22 protein-coding genes are annotated in these 20387 nt (G+C 41.6%); 7 read left to right on the top strand and 15 right to left on the bottom strand.

Translation table 11 applies throughout. The annotated features are described in order from the left end of the window. Positions 1-81 precede the first annotated feature (81 nt). The 3 genes from NSQ76_RS14110 to NSQ76_RS14120 all read left to right on the top strand — a co-directional run bounded on the left by NSQ76_RS14110 (position 82) and on the right by NSQ76_RS14120 (position 1217). Entirely contained in the window at positions 82-423 is a 342-nt protein-coding gene (locus NSQ76_RS14110) for a YtrH family sporulation protein (RefSeq protein ID WP_024424798.1), read from the top strand. After that, positions 420-923 (top strand): sporulation membrane protein YtrI, encoded by a 504-nt coding sequence (gene ytrI, locus NSQ76_RS14115; RefSeq protein ID WP_003216226.1) that lies wholly within the window; start codon positions 420-422, stop codon positions 921-923. Before NSQ76_RS14110 ends, ytrI begins: the two co-directional genes overlap by 4 nt. Positions 924-1031: 108 nt before the next feature. Next, entirely contained in the window at positions 1032-1217 is a 186-nt protein-coding gene (locus tag NSQ76_RS14120; protein ID WP_003216400.1) for a hypothetical protein, read from the top strand. Positions 1218-1268: 51 nt separating this feature from the next. On the opposite strand, the gene NSQ76_RS14125 is transcribed toward NSQ76_RS14120, so the two are convergent. After that, the gene (locus NSQ76_RS14125) at positions 1269-2210 is read right to left on the bottom strand and encodes a DHH family phosphoesterase (protein ID WP_338527402.1); all 942 of its coding nucleotides are present in this window, start codon (positions 2208-2210) and stop codon (positions 1269-1271) included. A gap of 147 nt (positions 2211-2357) precedes the next feature. Between NSQ76_RS14125 and NSQ76_RS14130 the strand changes: the two genes are divergently transcribed. Beyond that, complete coding sequence (locus NSQ76_RS14130) at positions 2358-2660, top strand: YtpI family protein (protein WP_003216665.1); 303 nt, start codon at positions 2358-2360, stop codon at positions 2658-2660. 37 nt (positions 2661-2697) lie between these two features. On the opposite strand, the gene NSQ76_RS14135 is transcribed toward NSQ76_RS14130, so the two are convergent. From NSQ76_RS14135 to sppA, 14 genes are all read right to left on the bottom strand, one after another. Further along, positions 2698-4020 carry a CBS domain-containing protein gene (locus tag NSQ76_RS14135; protein WP_024424801.1) on the bottom strand — a complete coding sequence of 441 codons (1323 nt, stop codon included), beginning with the start codon at positions 4018-4020 and terminating at the stop codon, positions 2698-2700. A gap of 148 nt (positions 4021-4168) precedes the next feature. After that, positions 4169-4852, bottom strand: coding sequence for a metal-dependent hydrolase (locus tag NSQ76_RS14140; RefSeq protein WP_024426146.1), 684 nt, complete (start codon positions 4850-4852; stop codon positions 4169-4171). A 65-nt stretch (positions 4853-4917) separates the two neighbouring features. Beyond that, positions 4918-5673: an SDR family oxidoreductase gene (locus NSQ76_RS14145; RefSeq protein ID WP_285709293.1), complete on the bottom strand. Its 756-nt coding sequence runs from the start codon at positions 5671-5673 to the stop codon at positions 4918-4920. Between the two features lie 95 nt (positions 5674-5768). Next, entirely contained in the window at positions 5769-6674 is a 906-nt protein-coding gene (locus tag NSQ76_RS14150) for a phosphotransferase (protein WP_341054416.1), read from the bottom strand. 118 nt (positions 6675-6792) lie between these two features. Then, complete coding sequence (argH, locus tag NSQ76_RS14155; protein ID WP_341054420.1) at positions 6793-8166, bottom strand: argininosuccinate lyase; 1374 nt, start codon at positions 8164-8166, stop codon at positions 6793-6795. Beyond that, positions 8163-9374, bottom strand: a complete 1212-nt coding sequence (locus tag NSQ76_RS14160) for an argininosuccinate synthase (protein WP_341054422.1) — start codon at positions 9372-9374, stop codon at positions 8163-8165. Before NSQ76_RS14160 ends, argH begins: the two co-directional genes overlap by 4 nt. Before the next feature lie 173 nt (positions 9375-9547). Further along, positions 9548-10063 (bottom strand): MogA/MoaB family molybdenum cofactor biosynthesis protein, encoded by a 516-nt coding sequence (locus NSQ76_RS14165; protein WP_056768188.1) that lies wholly within the window; start codon positions 10061-10063, stop codon positions 9548-9550. Positions 10064-10168: 105 nt separating this feature from the next. Further along, positions 10169-11353: an acetate kinase gene (locus tag NSQ76_RS14170; protein ID WP_024424808.1), complete on the bottom strand. Its 1185-nt coding sequence runs from the start codon at positions 11351-11353 to the stop codon at positions 10169-10171. A gap of 412 nt (positions 11354-11765) precedes the next feature. Beyond that, complete coding sequence (locus NSQ76_RS14175; RefSeq protein WP_025092266.1) at positions 11766-12740, bottom strand: class I SAM-dependent methyltransferase; 975 nt, start codon at positions 12738-12740, stop codon at positions 11766-11768. Positions 12741-12828: 88 nt separating this feature from the next. After that, positions 12829-13329 (bottom strand): thiol peroxidase, encoded by a 501-nt coding sequence (gene tpx, locus NSQ76_RS14180; protein ID WP_024424810.1) that lies wholly within the window; start codon positions 13327-13329, stop codon positions 12829-12831. A gap of 112 nt (positions 13330-13441) precedes the next feature. Further along, on the bottom strand, positions 13442-13894 hold the full coding sequence (gene ytfJ / locus NSQ76_RS14185; protein WP_007501733.1) for a GerW family sporulation protein: 453 nt from the start codon (positions 13892-13894) through the stop codon (positions 13442-13444). Positions 13895-13908: 14 nt separating this feature from the next. Beyond that, entirely contained in the window at positions 13909-14616 is a 708-nt protein-coding gene (locus tag NSQ76_RS14190; RefSeq protein WP_341054429.1) for a DUF2953 domain-containing protein, read from the bottom strand. A gap of 98 nt (positions 14617-14714) precedes the next feature. Further along, positions 14715-15239, bottom strand: a complete 525-nt coding sequence (locus NSQ76_RS14195; RefSeq protein ID WP_024424812.1) for an RDD family protein — start codon at positions 15237-15239, stop codon at positions 14715-14717. Between the two features lie 14 nt (positions 15240-15253). After that, positions 15254-16255, bottom strand: a complete 1002-nt coding sequence (sppA, locus tag NSQ76_RS14200) for a signal peptide peptidase SppA (RefSeq protein ID WP_024424813.1) — start codon at positions 16253-16255, stop codon at positions 15254-15256. Positions 16256-16700: 445 nt separating this feature from the next. On the opposite strand from sppA, the gene NSQ76_RS14205 reads away from it, so the two are divergent. The 3 genes from NSQ76_RS14205 to NSQ76_RS14215 all read left to right on the top strand — a co-directional run bounded on the left by NSQ76_RS14205 (position 16701) and on the right by NSQ76_RS14215 (position 20306). Continuing rightward, a complete protein-coding gene (locus NSQ76_RS14205) occupies positions 16701-17504 on the top strand; it encodes an NAD kinase (RefSeq protein ID WP_025092268.1) in 804 nt (267 codons plus the stop codon). 114 nt (positions 17505-17618) lie between these two features. Further along, entirely contained in the window at positions 17619-19061 is a 1443-nt protein-coding gene (locus NSQ76_RS14210; protein ID WP_224426968.1) for a DEAD/DEAH box helicase, read from the top strand. Positions 19062-19250: 189 nt separating this feature from the next. Beyond that, on the top strand, positions 19251-20306 hold the full coding sequence (locus NSQ76_RS14215; protein WP_024424816.1) for a fatty acid desaturase: 1056 nt from the start codon (positions 19251-19253) through the stop codon (positions 20304-20306). Positions 20307-20387 lie beyond the last annotated feature (81 nt).

Consider the following 20387-nt stretch of genomic DNA (forward strand, 5'->3'; position numbering starts at 1 on the left):
GAGAAACAAATGTTCTTTCTTTTCTGTCCGTTCATACTTGTCCAGCACACGCCATATATTGAATAGAGTGAGGTGGACAAAATGGATGTGAAGGAAGCTTTTATACCGAATTTTATCAGCTGTTATTTTATCGCCCTAGGGGTCATCTTGGGTGGTGCTATCATAGGCGGTGTTGGTGCTTATTTATCTGGTCAGCCGCCTTTATCCATTATTACTAGTCTTGCCAACCGTTTAAAGATTTGGGCGCTTGTCGCCGCTATCGGCGGAACATTTGATGCTGTTTATAGCTTTGAACGAGGCATTTTCGAAGGAAACACACGTGATATTTTCAAGCAGATTTTATTAATTATCTCTGCCATGGGCGGTGCACAAACGGGGTATCTCATTATTACGTGGCTTACCCAGGAGCATGTGTCATCATGAGGGTGCCGGAGCTGTATAAACGCCCAGGCTGGCAGCGTTTTTTTGCAGGAATGATGTTTGGTGCGATTGTAAGCTGGCTTATTTTTCTCTTTACATACGGAACCTTTCAGGAAAAGCAAGTGACACTGCTGAGAAGCCAGCAGCATCATATGGACAGTCTGAAAGAACAAATCACACTCTATCGGGAAGATTTGCATAAGTTAAATGAGGATAATAAGAAGCGGCTGCTGATCCAAAGCGTAGATGTTCATCTCGTGAATCGTGAGCAATATAAAATCCCAGAGCCAGATACGCTAAAGTTTGAAGATCAGGTCAAGGAGGATATCTCAGAAGTCATTACAAAAGATATTGAAAGTGTCTATAAAACAAAGGAATTACTAAAACGGACAGTGGAAAATAAAGAATATACCATTCGGGAAAAGGCATATCGCGCGAAAGTGACAGAGCTGACAATTTATACGAAGCTTTCACTTGAAGTACGTATTTCATTTGCTGAATAAAGAGGTTGTGGAATTTTTATGAATTTCTGCCCTCAATGATTTCTTTTCACGCTTCATTTTTATACACTAAAAGTAGAACGAGATCTTAAATAGAAAGAGGTGAGGACAATGGAGGTTTACAGCTATCGTCAAATGGCACGAGACAAAGCAAGCCGGATCAAAGACGGCATGTGTGCTTATGCTGAGACAGAAATGATGGCTCATTTAATTAAAAAAGAATTAAAGCATCAAAATCTCCAAGCCTATGAAGATTCAACAGACATCGGCTGCTGGTTTATTCCTGTATGCAAATAACCCTTTTCTCCATGACAAAAAAGAGAGAAGGGACTTCATATCCCTCCTCTCTTATGATGATGATTTACATACTTCCTCTAAATCACGCAAAATCTCATCTGCTACTGCCCAATCATAAATGGACGCACCGGCTGCAAGCGGGTGGCCGCCTCCATGATATTTTTTCGCAATGGTGTTAATGACGACGCCTTTAGAGCGGAATCTCACACGAATCTGATCGTTTTCTTCCACAAAAAAGACCCATGCCTTAATGCCTGCAATATTTCCTAGTGTCCCAACAAGCTGTGAGGCCTGCTGCGCTGTTGTTTGGAACGATTCCAAAATTTCGCGCTTAATGAAAACAGATGCAACCCCGTTCTCTGACAAAGAAATATGTTGAAAAATATAGCCATTTAATTTCACGACATTCAAATCTGTCTCATACAATTGATTGAAAAGATCTGAAGATGAAAATGGATATTCGATAAGCTCCCCTGCATATTTGAGTGTCTTTTTCGTTGTGTTTGGGAAAAGGAAGCGGCCTGTGTCTCCTACAATGCCGGCATAGATCAATTCAGCTGCCTTTGTATTCAGCTGATATCCTTCTTCTTTCCCCTCTAAGTACAATTCATAAATCATCTCGCTCACAGAGCTTGCCTCTGTATCCACCCAAAGCAAATCACCATAAGGATCTTCATTCGGATGATGGTCGATTTTCATTAGCTTATCGCCCATTAAATAGCGGTGATCATCGATTCTTGCTTGATTGGCCGTATCACAGACAATGACAAGGGCCCCTTTATACACGTCATCTGGTACCTCATCGAGTTCATATAAAAATGAAAGGGATGGCTCAGGCGTTCCTGTCGCATAAATATTTTTTTCTGGATAGGTGGCACGCAAGATTTCCGTAAGGCCGCACTGCGATCCATACGCATCAGGATCTGGTCTTACATGTCTATGGATGATGATGGTGTCATATAATGATATGGTTCTAATCAGTTCTTTTTTCATAAAAACTCCTTCTCATGCGATACTCTTTTTATTATTAAATCATAATCTATCGTGACGGAAAAGTGAGGAATAGACAATTTATTCTAGTAAGCAAGCCTATTTACGTTTAAAATAGGGTTGTAACCACTTACAATGGAGGCTTGGCACATGCTTGTTTTGATTGTGTTTATTATTTGTTCTGCCATGTTTTATTTATACTACAAAGCAAAAAATGTCCGTACGAACCGGCCAGTCGAGAAAAAATTCTGGTCGGCGAAATCCAGTATGGCCCTTGGCTGCTTTGTCCTGCTCTTCGGTGTGAATCAATTATTTTTAAACCGCTCGTCACTCGCATTTGTCATCGGATTTATTTTTGTTGCTGTTGGTATCGGCAGTACATGGGCTGGGTATAAAGCCTACAAGCATTACCTTCCGCTCTTTTTAAAGGAAGGCGAAAAAGATCACGCGTAATAAGGAAAGGGGCGACATGAGTTCGCCCTTTTTATCATTATCCTCTTTCCATCAGCTGCACCATCAGCATCGCTTTGCCTACGATATTCGATTGGTGATAAACCTCCACTTCCAGCTTTCCAAACTTGCGTCCTACTTCTAAAATATTCGGCTTAATCTGGATTGTGGATTCCATTTGGACCGGTTTTAAGAAATAGACAGAGAGACTCTCGACGATCAGTTCGCCCTTTTTATGAGATTTTAAGAAGCGGTTGGCAGATTCGATTAAAATTTGTGTGAACACCCCATATGAAATGTTTCCAAGCTGGTTCGTCATTTGCGGGGTAACCTCGTATTGATAAACCGCATCCGCTTTTGGTTTCTCTGTATCGGCTTCTTTAAATCCTCTTGAGACAACATCATCCAGCTTTTCTCCGACCTGCGGCTGCTTTTGAATCATTTGGAGCGCCTTGAGCACATCCTGACGGCTGATCATACCGATCAGCTTCGCATGATCATCCACAACTGGCAGCACCTCAATGCCTTCCCACACCATCATTTGTGCAGCTGAGGCGACAGATGTCTTGCCAATGACCGTCAGCGGATTTTTCGTCATCACTTTTTCAATCGGTGTGGAGCGGTCATGCCCCGCAATATCCTTTGAGGTGAGGATTCCGTGAATCTTCATTTGATCATCTGCGACCGGGAAACGGCCGTGGCCAGTTTCATAATTCTTTTCATACCATTTTTCAAGCTTATCCTCTGGTGATAAATACACGGTGCGTTCAATCGGCGTTAAAATATCTTCTACAAGCACAATTTCTTTTTTAATTAATTGGTCATAAATGGCTCTGTTAATGAGAGCTGCTACGGTAAATGTATCGTAGCTTGTTGATAAAATCGGCAGCTCCAGCTCATCTGCGAGCTGAATGATTTCATCATCTGTTGAGAATCCGCCTGTGACCAGCACAGCCGCCCCTGCCTCTAATGCCTGCCTATGGGCATTGATCCGGTTTCCGACGATGAGCAGGTTGCCAGCAGCCGTATAGCGCATCATTGCGTCCAGCTCCATCGCTCCGATAACAAATTTATTTAACGTTTTATGTAAGCCGGCGCGTCCTCCAAGGACCTGACCATCAATAACATTGACCACTTCTGCATATGTGAGTTTTTCAATATTTTCTTTTTTCTTTTGTTCAATTCGAATGGTGCCGACTCGTTCAATGGTACTGACGAATCCTTTATTTTCAGCATCTTTGATGGCCCGGTAAGCGGTACCTTCACTCACTTTCATTTCTTTCGCTATGCGCCGGACAGAAATTTTCTCTCCGACATCTAATGAATCAATATACGATAAAATTTGCTCATGCTTTGTCGCCAATCCCGTTCACCCTTTTTGTTTTCAGCGTTTTCATCTATGTTTCATTATAAGGGCAGGATGCTTTTAATAGCAATTTGTCTTTTCTTTCGGCAGATGAAGGCAAATAAAAAAAGCCGGCATTTGTGTGCCAGCTTTTTTCATATGAGGATTAAATGTCGATTGATTCCCCGCTGTTTAACACATGACCGACGCCGCCATGCAGGCTGTCTGCAAACGCATGCGGGTCCTGTTCAATTGGCGGGAATGTGCTGTAGTGAATCGGAACGACCTGTTTTGCCCGCAGCCATTCTGCTGCGATTCTTGCATCTTCCGGTCCCATTGTGAAGTTATCACCAATTGGAAGGAATGCGAGCTCAATATGATTCAGTTCACCGATCAGTTTCATATCTGAAAAGAGTGCAGTGTCTCCTGCATGATAAATTGTTTTACCCTCTGCGGTAAATAAAATACCTGATGGCATCCCTGTATACGTAATTGTCTGTGCCTCTTCATCAATGACAGCTGAACCATGAAACGCTTGCGTGAGCTTCACTTTACCAAATTCAAACTCACGTCCGCCGCCGATATGAAGCGGGTGCGTTTTCACCCCTTGCCAGCTTAAATAAACGGCAAGCTCATTTGGCGCAACGACGAGAGCGTCATTATTTTTAGCAATTTCAATAGTGTCACCAAGGTGATCTCCATGTCCATGTGTCAGTAAAATGACATCCGCTTTCACATCTTGCGGTTTGATCTCTGTGTGCTTATTTCCATTTAAAAATGGGTCAATCCAAATATGATATCCGTTTGTTTCAATGTGTACAACTGAATGTCCATGATATGTAGCTTTCATGTAGTATATCCACCTTTCAATTTTGATCTCATATCATTTATTCCCTCTATAAAAAGCTGAAAAACTTAATGCCTGTGAATCACGTTAAGACCACCTGTTGCTTCAATGACGGTCCCTGTAATGAGATCTGAACGGTCATCACATAGAAATGAAATGATGCGTCCTATATCCTCACCAGTGCCAGACCTGCCTATTGGCGTTTCTTCATCTTTGATTTGGCGGGCTTCCTCTATTGTCGATTCTTTCATGTCTCCAACGATTTTGCCTGGACACACCATATTGGCGGTAATGCCGTTTTCGGCTTCTTCAATCGCAATGGTTTTCGTCAATGACGCAAGGCCCACTTTTGCCGCTCCAAAGGCTGATCTGTGCATCCAGCCTGGCGCATGGTCTGCACCTTGGAAGCCATAAGTGATAATGCGGCCAAAGCCTTGTTTTCTCATCGTTGGGATGACCATTCGGAACAAATGGAATACTGCTGATAGGTTGCCTTCTATCATTTGATACCATTCATCTTCAGAGTAATCCGCCAGTTTTTTTCGTTCAAAAATATAAGGACCGGCATTGTTAATCAAGGCATCAATCCGTCCAAATCGCTCTGCTGCCAGCTCTACCATGTTTTTTAAATCTTCTTTTTTTGTCACATCACCTTGGACAAATTGAAGCTTATCTTCGTACTGGTATAATTCTTCTTTCATCTGCCGGACAGCTTCATCATCACTTCGATAATTCACTGTCACAGAATACCCCATATTCAGTAAAGACTCGGTAACTTTCCGGCCAAGTCCTTTAGAACCCGCTGTTATTAATGCGTGTCGCACACAATCTCCTCCTAAAGCAAAGGTTGCAAGTTCACGTGTTTCTTTTGTTATCTTTACTTTACTATAAACCGGCATCTGGCGCACTTATGAACCCTTTATCGATATGAGTCAAACAATATAGGGTGATTCATCCACTTTTTCAAATCCCATGAGCCATGGATATCGAGCAGCAGAGAAACAAAACGATAGCACTCTCTCACCTCATAAAGATCATGAGGAAGCGGGCAAATCTCTTCATAGCCCAACTGAACATTGCGGGCAGCTTTTTTCGTCAAAAGGTATTCCAATGCAATAAAATCAAACGCAGCTGGTCCATATACGACATATTCTGTATCAACTAAACTCGTCACTTGATCATCTTTTTCAATATATTGAGACGGATCTAAATCAATTAAAATGAGACTTGCTGAATTAGGGGGCTTTAGCTTTTCAATCTTTTGCAGCACAATTTCTGCATAACAGTGAAATTCATGCTGATCAGCGTAATAGCGGCCTATGAGTTTGGATACAGCCTTTTTTAACACAGCATGGAATTCTCTCAAATGCTTCTTTTCAGCTCCGTAGACTGCACCAAAAAAGTCAGTACGATATGAATGAAGATGTGCTAGTTTCCTCCCATAATCCTTATAAAAGTCTGATGAACGTCCCTCAAAAGATGTACAAGGTGTTCCTTCTACTTTTTCTATTACATAAAAATGTCTCCCTGCCTTCTTCACTTTACGAACAACTTTTGGAATATGAAAGGAATTCGTATGAGACAGCTTTTGATTGATTTGATCGATATGCTCTTCTACAGTACGGTCATCTACTCCATAGATCATCTTGATCCCAGAAACAAATTCACTTTCTTCTCTTGCAGTTTTAGGAGATTTGACTACATATTCCGTTTTATCTTGTAAGGAGATCAGCCACACATCATTAGCCCGTCCGTCATATTGTTCTCCTAACGTTTTCACTGATACGAGTGGTTGATGAAACAAAGCCTCAAGCGTTTTCTTCATGATCTGCTGTCACTCCCTCTTCTGCTTGACGCAGGTATGCTTTCATTTCTCCAATGATCATCAATCTCCTTTTTCCATGACAAAAAAACCATCCGTATAAACGAATGGTTATGATAAGTTATGCCAGGCAGGCTTTTGCTTTTTCTAAAGCGAGCTGAATTTGTTTGAATCCAGTTCCGCCTGCACTTGTTCTTTTTTCAACCGCAACATATGGATCAAGAACAGTGTAAATGTCTTGTTCAAAAAGATCGCTTGCTTCTGTGAATGTTTCAAAAGAAAGATCACTTAGATAGATGCCTTTTTGAATACATGTATACACAAGCTTTCCAACGATTTCGTGTGCTTCACGGAATGGCATGCCTTTTTTCGCAAGGTAGTCAGCCACTTCTGTCGCATTTGAGAAATCTTCTTTTGTTGCCTTTTTCATGACATCTTCGTTCACTGTCATCGTTTGAATCATGCCTGTGAAGATTTGCAGGCTGCCAGCGATGGTTTTCACTGTATCAAACATGCCTTCTTTATCTTCTTGCAGATCTTTGTTATACGTAAGCGGCAAGCCTTTCATAATCGTGAGAAGCCCCATCAGGTTGCCATACACACGGCCTGTTTTCCCGCGGATTAATTCAGCCATATCCGGGTTTTTCTTCTGCGGCATCATGCTGCTGCCTGTTGCATACGTGTCATCAAGTTCAATGAATTTAAATTCTTGCGAGCACCATAAAATGATTTCCTCACAAAAACGTGACAGATGCATCATCACAAGGCTGCTATTAGACAAAAACTCTAAAATGAAGTCCCGGTCACTCACACCATCGAGGCTGTTTTCGTAAATGTGGGCAAAGCCAAGCTGCTCTGCTGTATATTCACGATCAATCGGGAATGTCGTTCCTGCTAACGCTCCGCATCCAAGCGGCGACACGTTAATTCGCTTTAATGAATCTTGGAAACGCGCTTTGTCACGCTCAAGCATCCAGAAATAGGCGAGCATATGATGGGCAAACGAAATAGGCTGTGCACGCTGCAGGTGTGTATATCCTGGAAAAATTGTTTTAACGTGCTGTTCTGCCTTTTCTACAAGCACCGTTTGAAAGGAAGAGATCAATTCAATGATATGCTCGACTTGGTTATTCAAATATAAGTGCATATCAGTTGCGACCTGATCATTCCGGCTTCTCGCTGTGTGCAATTTGCCGCCAAGCGGACCAATCTCATCAATGAGCATTTTCTCAAGGTTTAAATGAATGTCCTCATAATCGACTGAGAATTCCAGCTCATCCGCCTCTGCCTTTTTCATGAGCGTATTTAGTCCGTCTTTGATGGCAGCGGCCTCCTCATCGCCGAGGATACCGCATTTATTCAGCATACTTGCATGAGCAAGGGAGCCGGTCAGATCTTCTTTGACTAATTGTTTGTCGAAATGAATGGACGCGCCAAACTCATCGACCCATTTTTCTGGTGTTTTTTGAAATCGGCCTCCCCAAAGCTTTTTCATGCTTTAACCTGCTCCTTTTTATTCACGATGCTGTTTACTTTTGTCGGTAAGCCCCAAAGATTAATAAATCCTACAGCTGCATCATGATCGAATTCATCTGCTTTTGTATATGTTGCTAGATTTTCATCATAAAGTGAATATGGTGATTTACGTCCTTCTACAATGGCATGACCTTTAAATAGTTTCACACGTACAACACCTGTTACGTTCTGCTGTGTTTCTTGTAAGAATGCATCTAGTGCTTCTTTAAGCGGTGAGAACCATAAGCCGTTGTATATTAATTCAGCCATTTTTTGTTCAACGATTGGTTTAAAGTGAGCGACTTCTTTGACTAGCGTTAAGTCTTCAAGCTCTTTATGCGCTTTTAGAAGTGTGACAGCACCTGGGCATTCGTACACTTCACGAGATTTGATGCCGACAAGACGGTTTTCAACGTGATCGATTCTGCCAACACCATGCTGTCCAGCGACTTCATTTAAATGAAGGATGAGATCAGATAATGAATACTGGATACCGTCAATGGCTGTCGGTTTTCCTTTTTCAAACGTGATTTCAATGATTTCAGGTGTGTCAGGCGTTTTTTCAAGTGGATTTGTCAGATCGTATGCACCTTCTGGCGGCGCAGCCCAAGGATCTTCTAAAATGCCACATTCGTTGCTTCTGCCCCAAAGGTTTTGGTCGATTGAATATGGGCTGTCTAAGTTAATCGGAATTGGAATACCGTGTTTTTGTGCATAATCGATTTCTTCATCACGAGACCATTTCCATTCACGCACTGGTGCAAGAACTTCTAGGTCTGGATTCAATGCTTTAATGGATACTTCAAAACGAACTTGGTCGTTCCCTTTTCCAGTACATCCATGAGCAACTGCTACTGCATTTTCTTTTTCTGCTACTTCCACTAATTTTTTTGCAATAAGCGGACGCGATAGTGCAGATACTAGTGGATATTTTCCTTCATACATTGTGTGTGCTTGTAATGCAGTGAGTGCAAACTCTTCAGCAAATTCTTCTTTTGCGTCAATCATGTATGATTGAATCGCTCCGACTTGAAGTGCTTTTTGTTGAACGAATGCTAAATCTTTTCCTTCACCTACGTCCAGGCAGCAAGCAACGACTTCGTATCCTTGCTCTTGTAACCATTTAACTGCAACAGAGGTATCAAGACCTCCGGAATATGCTAATACGACTTTTTTATTTTGTGACATGATTGAAAAGCTCCTCTCGCTTGTTTTGATTCTGTGAATGTTTTTTGCATAAAAATAAGTTTTAATTTATAAACATGCATTTAGTATGTATACACTGTAACAAGGAAAAATTGTTTTTTCAACCCCTTTATGAAAAAAACTCTGCCAAATTTTCTTGGCAGAGTCATTTTGGGCTATTTTTGATCCTTTTCAAGCTCTCGTAAGACATGAGGAAGCTCTGGAATCACGAGTTTGGTCATGGCTAAACGAACGGCTCCGGTAGATCCCGGCGTGGCAAAGACAGCCTTTTGATTGACGACCCCTGCCGTTGCCCTGGATAAAATAGCAGCTGAACCTATGTCTTCTGTATAACTGAGCATGCGGAAGATTTCACCAAAGCCAGGCAGTTCCTTGGAAAAAAGAGGAGTGATCGCTTCAATGGTCACATCCCTTGCGGCAATCCCTGTTCCGCCATTTAACAAGACGGCATCTATTTTCGGTTCGCTTGTTCCTTCGAGCACAGCGTCTTGAATCGATCCTATATCATCTTTTACAATATCGTATGCAAGAACAAGATGTCCCTGTTCTTTGACCAAATCAATCATCAGACGGCCGCTTTTATCTGTATCTTTCGTTCTTGTATCACTGACCGTAATGACTTTCACATAAAGCCTTTCTTTCGCCTCACGTTTATGTTCTGTCACGCTCATCTTTCGCACCGCTCCCTTTTGCTTCATATTGGACAACATTATAGCATGCTGCTTTTAACAGAAAAAAGCTCTTTTCCTTATTGGAAAAGAGCCTTTCAAACTTGATTACGCTAAACGCATAACGTCTCTTGCAATCATTACTTCTTCGTTTGTAGGGATGACAATCACTTTTACAGGAGAGTGCGGGTAGCTGATGAATGCTTCTTCGCCTCTCATGTTGTTTAAAGAAGGATCCCAGTAAACGCCCATGAATTCTAGACCACGAAGTACACGTGCTCTTACTTCTGAACTGTTTTCACCGATTCCAGCTGTGAAGATGATCGCATCTACGCCATTCATTCTTGCTGCATAAGAACCGATATATTTATGAATACGGCTCGCAAAAATATCAAGAGCAACTTCTGCACGGTCGTTTCCTTCTTCTGTTGCTTCTTCGATATCACGAAGGTCACTTGACAGACCAGACACACCTAAAAGACCACTCTTCTTATTCAAAGTAGAAAGCACTTCTTCAGCAGTATGTCCTGTTTTTTCCATAATAAATGGAATAAGGGCAGGGTCAATGTTACCAGAACGTGTACCCATTGCAACACCTGCAAGTGGTGTAAAGCCCATAGATGTATCGATTGATTTTCCGCCTTCGACTGCTGCAATACTCGCACCATTTCCAAGGTGGCAAGAAATCAGACGAAGCTCTTCTAGCGGACGGCCTAATAGCTCTGCTGCACGCTCTGTAACGAACTTGTGGCTTGTCCCGTGGAATCCGTATTTACGAATACCAAAGTTTTTGTAGTAGTCGTACGGAAGGCTGTATAGGTAAGACTGCTCTGGCATAGTTTGGTGGAATGCTGTATCGAACACAGCAACCGCTGGTACGTCAGGCAGAATTTGTTTGAATGCTTTGATTCCTACAACGTTTGCAGGGTTGTGAAGTGGTGCAAGCTCTGAAAGCTGATCAATGTCATTGATCACTTCATCAGTTAAAAGAACAGAATCGCTGAATTTCTCTCCGCCGTGAACAACGCGGTGTCCTACGCCATCAATTTCATTAAAGTCTTTGATGATGTGAAATTCAGTTAGTTTTTCAAGCAGCATTTTGACCGCTACTGCGTGATCTGGAATATCTGTCACTTCTGTTTTCTTTTCTCCATCTACAGAAATCGTGAAGATACTGTTGTCCATTCCGATTCTTTCAACAAGCCCTTTTGTTAAAACGGTTTCTTCTGGCATGTCGAACAATTGGAATTTAAGAGATGAGCTTCCTGCGTTGATTGCAATAATTTTGGACATTACTGTCGCTCCTTTTACTCAGTTGTTATATAAGGTTTCACGTTTTTTCCGGTGCTATATTCAACCTGTTTGACGGGTCTTTTATAGTTTAACGATAAGTCCGAAAAATATCTGACTTTTTCATTTAAACATTGAAAACTTTGCATTTCAAGTGCACCTTCAAACTGTTATCGCTTACATCAATAAGTCGTTATTTTCTGAATAGTAAAATATCCAGATTATTGACAAAGAGCTAAAATGATTTTTATTTTAGCTCTTTGTTTTCTTTTCAGCATGATAGAAAACCTTTGCAGATCTAGGAAGGGCGAGCACCGGAGCAGAGCGAATTTGGGATTCGTGAGCACCGGAGCGCAGAACTGCGGGCGAATGCGAGGGTTTGTCTACACGCTGAAATAGCCAGAAATCACTCTGGCTATTCTTTCGTTTCTTTTTCTTCTATAAACCACTGGTCTAATTTTCTCATCACACCGACCATTGCTTCCTTCTGTGAGAAAGATGGAAGATTGGCAAACAGCATTCGTTTTGGTGCTTTCAGCCCTTCTTTTTTCTTTTGCATCACAAATAAGCTTTTGGCGTGTTTTTTATCCTTAAACATGGACACTGGCAGCTGAATTAACGCATTCATATACGCATGATCTTTGATGAAATCCTTTAATTGTACGCTCTCTTTTCCTTCAAACAAATCATTTGGAATGATGAAGAATAAGAAGCCGCCTTCTTTTGTGTAGCGAAGGCTTTGTTCAATGAATAAATAATGGGCAAAGGCATGTCCTTCTTTTGCCTTTAATTCAAAGTCTGCTGCACGCTCATCATTTGGATAATAGCCCACTGGGAGACTGCATACAGTGACATCTGCCGGTGAGATCAGAAGCGGCTCAAGACTGTCCTGGTGGAAAAGCTCAACTTCTTTCTCCTCTAAATTCGCCTGGGCCCAAGCAATTTTAATGAGCACATCATCAATTTCAGATGCAAAGCCGCGTTTTGTTTCTGCAGTGAGATTATTTAAAACAGCAAGAAGTAAGTTTCCTGTTCCCGCTGCTGGATCAAAGACTACAAGCTCTTTTTGACCGTCTAAAAATTTATTCACCAAATAGCTGACAAACAGTCCAATCGTATCTGGTGTCATCTGACGATTTGGGTGAGAAATATCCTTTTGACCTTTCAATACGGCGAGCTGAAACGCTTTACGAATCTGCTCATGATCATAAGAAGCAAAATCTGCTTTCTCTATTAAATCCTTTAATAAACCGTTTCGATCATTTGCTTGGAAAAAGGCTTCTCCTGCTTCTGCCAATGCTTCAATATAGGAAATGCCCTGTTCCTTTTTTAATCGAATAGAAGCTGTATCGAGCAGTTCAAAAATAGTACTTACTTGATCTTTCTGCAATGCTTTTCTCTCCTCGCTTTGTTAAAAGCTATATGTTCTCATTGAAAAGAGCCCCAGGTTGAAGCCGGAGCTCTTGTCGATGCTGCTTTTATAACAGTGATTTTGCAGCTTCAATGGCTTTTTCATAATTTGGATGATTCGTTGCTTCACTTACGTATTCAGTGTAAACCACTTTTCCGTTAGGGTCTAATACAAAGACTGCGCGCGCCAATAAACGCAATTCTTTCATATACACTCCGAATGCTTCACCAAATGACATATCTCTGTGATCAGATAATGTTTCGACATTTTCAATTCCGTTTGCTCCGCACCAGCGTGCTTGTGCAAATGGAAGGTCTGCACTAATCGTATAAATATTGACCGGACCTAAACCCGCTGCCTCTTCATTGAAACGTCTTGTTTGTGCGTCACACACACCTGTATCAATAGAAGGAATCACTGAGATGATCGTCACTTTTCCTGCTAAATCAGAAAGTGAAACTTCTCCAAGTGAGTTCGTTAATACCGTAAAATCAGGAGCCTGCTCGCCTACTTTTACTTCATTTCCTACAAGCGTGACAGGACTTCCTTTAAATGTGATCGATGCCAAAACAATTCCTCCCTTTTCAAATGTATGGTTCTATCATAGTAGAGAAAGCAAAAAACTGCAAAGCCTAATCGTCCCTTTTGCAAAAAAAGTTAACTGCAGCGCAGCTAACTTTTTAAAGGTCTATGTCATCTAGTTTTCGTTCTTTGTGACGGTGCTCCCGCTCATCCTTCTTAAACATGTGCTGAAGACGTTCAATTGCTTGAGGAGCAGAATCCAATATTTTATCGAGCAGATGTGTGTGTTCATCCAAATGAAGCATTCGAACTCCGTTTGTTCCTACAATTAAGAAGGCGATTGGTGTAATCGACACCCCGCCGCCGCTTCCGCCGCCAAATGGGAGTCTCGGCTCTTTTCGTTCCTGTTCATCAGAACGTTTCTCTTTCTTTTGGTTCCCGTTAAATTCACTGCCGCCGGCTGCAAATCCAAAACCAACCTTTGACACAGTGAGAATGACACTGCCGTCAGGGGTTTCGACTGGATCGCCGATGATTGTATTCACATCTATCATTTCTTTTAAGTTTTCCATCGCTGTCTTCATGAGACCTTGGATTGGATGATCTGCCATTTTCGGGTTCCTCCTTAAACAGATGATTCATTCTTCGTTGCTTGAAGAGAGGCACTTTTTCTCGCCTTTCTTCCTTTTAACCAATGGACAAGTAAACGAATGGCTGCAAGCATAGCATGTCCAATACGAAAATATGCTATACATGTAAACTGAGTCTGTGACACATTGTGCTGAAAGGCTGGAATGACTTCATACACCGGTTTATGCTTAAAGGTGAGATGCTCCTGCATAAAGGCAAGCAGTGCTCCTTTCACTGACCACACACCGCCAGCTGCTACACCTGTTAAAGCGGCGTCATGAAAGCCGATCCATGTCGACCAATGAAATGAGACAACCCTTATGTGAATGAAGATTTTGCGCATGATCCGGTTTAAATCGACAATCTCTTTTGTGATGCGCTCCATTTGATGAAGGATTTGCTTCATATCACGCTTTCCTACTTTTTTATGCATCGATTCTTTTTCGTGATCAGGGTTTTTAGCGCTTCCCATTTTCTTTTCACGAATATCAATCGTTTGGTCTTCTGGATTGACCCTCACCATCGGAATATCTTTTTTGAGTCTGACCAATCCATATAAGGTGATGACCTTCAGTGCAATGTGGTCATTGTCGTTTGTATGCGAATAGTCCAGCGAAATGGTTACTTTCATGAAAATCAACAAGATCACAAGAAACAAAAACGCTGCGATCCAAACGTAAAGCACTGTGCTCACTTCCTCCATAACAAATGATGCTTCCCCTACGATTATGGCTCTCATTCTGGATTTTATACCCAATCAACAAAAAAGAGTTTGACCGGTACCCGGCCAAACTCCTCTGATTATACGTTTGATTCTGTTTTTTCATATAAATGTTCATGGACGACCACCGTATCGGCAAAGTAATCATGAACCCCTTGCTTTTTCGGTGAGAACCCAACGATAGCATAGAGAATAAAGATCGTATTAATGTAGCGCCCCACAATCTCTCTAAAGAAAATAACATCCCATGCCAGCTTCTTCTCAGGCTGAAGTGAGACCACTTTAATTCCAAACACCATCTTGCCAAGTGTTTGTTGAAAGATTTTCGTCATGATGGCGAAATAAAGGAGGAATACAATCGTCGTTGTGACGGAAAATGGAGAAAACCATCCCCCTCCTTTGGACCAGCCAAACAGACTAAAGATTGGAGAAACCGTCAAATGGTTTACACCCCAGACGACGAGCCAATCAAGAATAAATGCCCAAAATCTAATCCAAAAACCTGCAAACGCCTGTGCTTCAATTGAAGCGCGCTTCACAAAGGCCGGCTTCGATTCTTCCTCTTGGCTGCGGCTTTCGCTTACTTCATCGAATGTAGAATCCATCTATGATCCCTCCTTTATTTTGAATAGAGATACATCGGTTTAGACCCATTTGAGCCAGCCAGTGTTTCTTTTAAATTCAGAAAATCAATTTCGCTTTTAAAGAGCTTGCTTGCACTCATGTTGAAGAGAGAGTTCCAGCCAAAGCTTTGAGAATAGCTGACCACTGTTGCTCCTTTTAAGCCTTTTTCATTTTTCTTCATCGCTTTTAATGCATCTTCATAATACCCAAGCTCATCGACTAATCCGTTCGATTTTGCCTGTGTCCCGTCATATACCCGGCCGTCGGCAATTTTCTTGACTTCCTGTTTTGACATGCCGCGTCCTTCCGAGATTACTTTGACAAATCCTTCATAAGAGTTATCGACCATGCTTTGCATGATGTTGCGCTCATCTTTTGTCATATCACGGTTTGGAGACATGATATCTTTGAATTTCCCGCTCTTAATCGTTTCATATTTAATACCTAGATTATCTGCGAGCTTAGAATAATTTAAGCTTTGCATGATGACCCCTAACGACCCTGTTAATGTTTCAGGTGAAGCAAAGATTTTCTTCGCTGGAGTTGACACGTAGTAGCCGCCAGAAGCTGCCATTGAACCCATAGATACGTAAATCGGCTTCTTCGCTTTTTTCACTTCTTCTAATTTTTTATGTATTTCAGCACTTTCATAGACACCGCCGCCAGGAGAGTTTACGCGCAGAAGTACACCTTTTACAGAAGCATCCTCTTTCGCTTTATCTAGTTCCTTGAGGAATGCACGATGATCATAACCTTCTCCGCCTAATAGGCTCGATGCGCCGCCATTATCTTGAATGGTTCCATTAATCTCAAGAACAGCAATCTTGCCTGCACCGCTGCCATTCTCTAGTACCTTCTCTTCTATTTCATCCCCGAATTGATAGCTCATTTTATTGTCATTGAAGCTATCGAACAAGGCCATCGTGACACTAATCACAATTGAAAATCCGAAAACACCAAGTGCAATAATTAGCGCTACCCATCTTTTCGCATTCATCTTTTTCTCCTCCTTTTTATCTCACTTCATTCATACGAATGCCCACATGAAATGTTTCACAGGAATTGTGGTTTTTTTACATTTCATGTAGGCATATGATAGCACCTCTCTTAAATAACGATCAACTTTACATCGTCTACTTAGACATGCGCATGACGAAAAATTGGCTTTTTTATCCTCTCCCTGCACCTAATAGGCTATATCTTCACCGCAACGAAACACCTAAACCATTCTTTCATGAGAAAACGACTATTCAATTATGCTCAGGATTCAGTCATTTCAAATCACTCACATCGACTCATTTCTCATAAAGCATTCCGGTCATCAGACGGTTCTTTCTAAAGTTTTTACTTTCATATGAAAAAAGTGTAAAATGTGAGCAAGGGTTTTCATGTAAGCCCTTTATCATTGAAAATTATTTTTGACAGCAAAGGGGAGAACGTCAATGACAGACAATCGTCGCAATGTATTTTTCTTTTACAAAAAAGATCATGAATTGGATGGACACATTTCTTCTCTCGAGAAGCTCGCTACCGATCAGGGCTTTCACGTCGTCAAGCGTGCAGAGGATGCCCATATTATTGCTTCAATTGGCGGGGATGGCACATTTCTTCAAGCAGTACGTAAAACAAACTTCCGGGATGACTGCTTGTATGTAGGGGTATCAAAATCTGAAAATACGCACTTATACTGCGATTTCTCGTTAGAGCATTTTGATAAAATGATTGATGCCATGAACACTGAACAGCTTGAAGTGAGAAAATATCCGATCATCGATGTAAGCGTTGACAGCACAAACCAGTTCCATTGCTTAAATGAACTGTCGATCCGCTCCAGCATTATTAAAACATTTGTGATCGATGTGTATATAGATGATTTCCACTTTGAAACTTTTAGAGGCGACGGCATGATTATTTCCACTCCGACTGGTTCAACGGCTTACAATAAATCCGTGAGCGGCGCCGTGGTTGATCCGATGCTTCCTTGTATGCAAGTCACAGAGCTTGCATCGCTGAATAACAACTCGTACCGTACATTAGGCGCTCCTTTCCTCTTGAGCAGTGACCGCAAGCTAACGCTCAAGGTAGTGCAAGATGGAAACGATCATCCAATTATCGGGCTTGATAACGAAGCGCTCGGCACAAAACACGTCAAACAAATTGACATAGGCCTTTCAGGAAAAGTCATTAAAACGGTGAAATTAAAAGACAACTCTTACTGGGAAAAAGTAAAACGCAGATTCCTTTGAGAATTTGTCCGCACGCTGAAAGCTCCTTTACGGGGCTTTTTTTTATGTCTTTTCATTCACGGCCATGGTTATGGTATGATGTCACAAGTATGAATGTACGAAAAGGAGAACACGATGACATTACAACATTTTGATCAATATCCATTAAGTGATGAATTGAAACAAGCGTTAGAAGCGCTTCACTTCCATACACCTACACCCGTTCAGCACGAGACATTATCCGTTGCTTTTTCAAAGCAGGATTTAATCGTCAAATCTCAGACTGGCAGCGGCAAGACTGCAGCTTATGGTCTGCCGATTTGTGAAATGGTTGATTGGGCTGAAAATAAACCTCAAGCCCTCATCCTCGTTCCGACACGAGAACTCGCCATGCAGGTCAAACAAGACCTCACAAGCCTTGGGCGATTCAAACGAATCAAAGCCGCAGCCATTTATGGAAAAGCCTCTTTTCAAGCGCAGAAAGTAGAGCTTTCACAGAAAAACCATATTGTGTGCGGGACACCAGGCCGCATTTTGGATCACCTTGAGAAAGGCACCCTTTCTTTAGAAAATCTCAAATTTTTCGTGTTAGATGAAGCGGATGAGATGCTGAACATGGGATTTATCGATCAAGTCTCTTCTATTATTCAGTATCTGCCGCCAAAGCGCATGTCGATGCTGTTTTCAGCGACAATGTCTGATGATATGAAGAAATTGAGCGAACAGTTTTTACAATCTCCAAAAGTCATTGAGATTGCACGTGAAGAAACGTCTGTACAGCAAATCACCCACACCGTCATTGAAACGGAAGAAGAATCGAAATTCTCCCTTCTTCAGCGTACGATCGTCATTGAAAATCCAGATAGCTGCATTATTTTCTGTAATACACAAGACAGGGTGAATGAACTCACGCTGAAGCTGGACGAATGGGATGTGCCCTGTGACAAAATTCATGGCGGTATGAGACAGGAAGACCGCTTTGATGTGATGGATGAATTTAAAAAAGGTGAATTCCGTTATCTGATCGCAACAGATATAGCAGCCCGGGGAATTGATGTCAGTGATATGACACATGTCATTCATTATGATCTTCCTTATGAAAAAGAGCGCTATATTCACCGGACTGGCAGAACAGGCAGAGCGGGAAAAAGCGGGAAAACGATTGCGTTTATGACAAAGAATGCAAAACCGCTCATTGATGAATTAAAGCAGGATGCCGGCATAGACTTTCAAACTCAGCCTTATCCGACAAAGGAAGAAGCAGAAAAGCATGTAGAAAGCTTTGAAGAAAAGATTGAAACGCCTATTCAAAAGGAAAATAAACAGGCAGGCGTTGAGAAGGATATTATGAAGCTTTATTTTAACGGCGGAAAGAAAAAGAAGCTGCGGGCTGTTGATTTTGTTGGGACCATTGCCAAAATAGAAGGCGTTGCATTCGATGACATTGGGATTATTACGATCCAAGACACAAAAACATATGTAGATATTTTAAACGGCAAAGGCCCTCTTGTGCTGAATGCCATGCGCCACACAACCATTAAAGGCAAGCAGTTAAAAGTACATGAAGCACGTTCATAAAAAGTGAGGGCCCAGCGCCTTTACTTTTTTTTATTTATATTGAAATAAGCTCAAAACCGTATCCCATCAGCCTTTTTGATGACAAACATGACAAATGTCATATTGAATACATGATGGGTGCTACTATGAGCATGACACCTTTCCTTCTATACTTTGAAGTAGAAAGAAACGGAAAGGACTTGAACGTTCATGACGACTTCAACAAACACACAGCAGCAAGCTACTTTAAGAAAACAAGTGGGGCAATTCTCTGGTGCTGATTCGAAAAAAAGTATCATTCAACTCTTTAATACATTCATCCCATTTTTAGGGCTTTGGTTTCTTGCCTATTATAGCCTGAATATCTCCTACCTTTTAACCCTCTTTTTTGCGGTTATTGCAGCTGGTTTTTTAGTGCGTGTCTTTATTATTTTTCACGACTGCTGCCATCAATCCTTTTTTAAACAGAAGCCGCTAAATCACCTGTTCGGTTTTTTAACGGGCGTACTCACCCTTTTCCCTTATCTTCAATGGCAACGAGATCATTCAATTCACCATGCCACAAGCAGTAATTTAGACAAACGAGGTACTGGCGACATTTGGCTCCTAACAGTCAAAGAATATCAAGAAGCATCAGCATGGACGAAATTTCGCTACAGATTTTATCGTAACCCTTTTGTGATGTTTATTTTAGGACCGATCTTTGTTTTTCTCTTAAAAAACCGTTTCAACGTCAAAAATGCTCGTAAAAAGGAGCGTTGGAACACGTATTTCACAAACGTGAGCATCATTGCGTTAGCAGCCGCAACATGTCTTCTTTTTGGCTGGCAGGAATTCCTGCTTGTTCAAGGTCCGATCTTCCTGATCTCAGGATCTATCGGTGTATGGTTGTTTTATGTACAGCATACGTTTGAGGACTCTTATTTTGAAGCAGATGAACATTGGAACTATGTGCAGGCAGCTGTTGAAGGAAGCTCCTTTTACAAATTGCCAAAGCTTCTTCAATGGTTAACAGGTAATATCGGCTACCATCATGTCCATCATTTAAGCCCAAGAGTACCGAACTATCTTTTAGAGCATGCCCATGACCAAAGTGAGCCGCTGCAAAATGTCCCGACCATCACGTTGAAAACAAGCCTTGAGTCGATGAAATTTAGACTGTGGGATGAAGAAACGAAAGCATTTGTGACGTTTAGAGAAGCACGGCAATCTAAGAAGATGAACGTTCCTGTTATCAAAGGAGACATTCTCAAGAAAAATGCATAATCGGCGCAGGCTCTTTCTTACACGAGAAGGGGCTTGTTGTCATTTACAGGATGCACCAATAGGCTGAATTTGATAAAGTAA

This window comes from Bacillus sp. FSL M8-0256, from assembly GCF_038005765.1.
Classification (GTDB): domain Bacteria; phylum Bacillota; class Bacilli; order Bacillales; family Bacillaceae; genus Bacillus; species Bacillus safensis.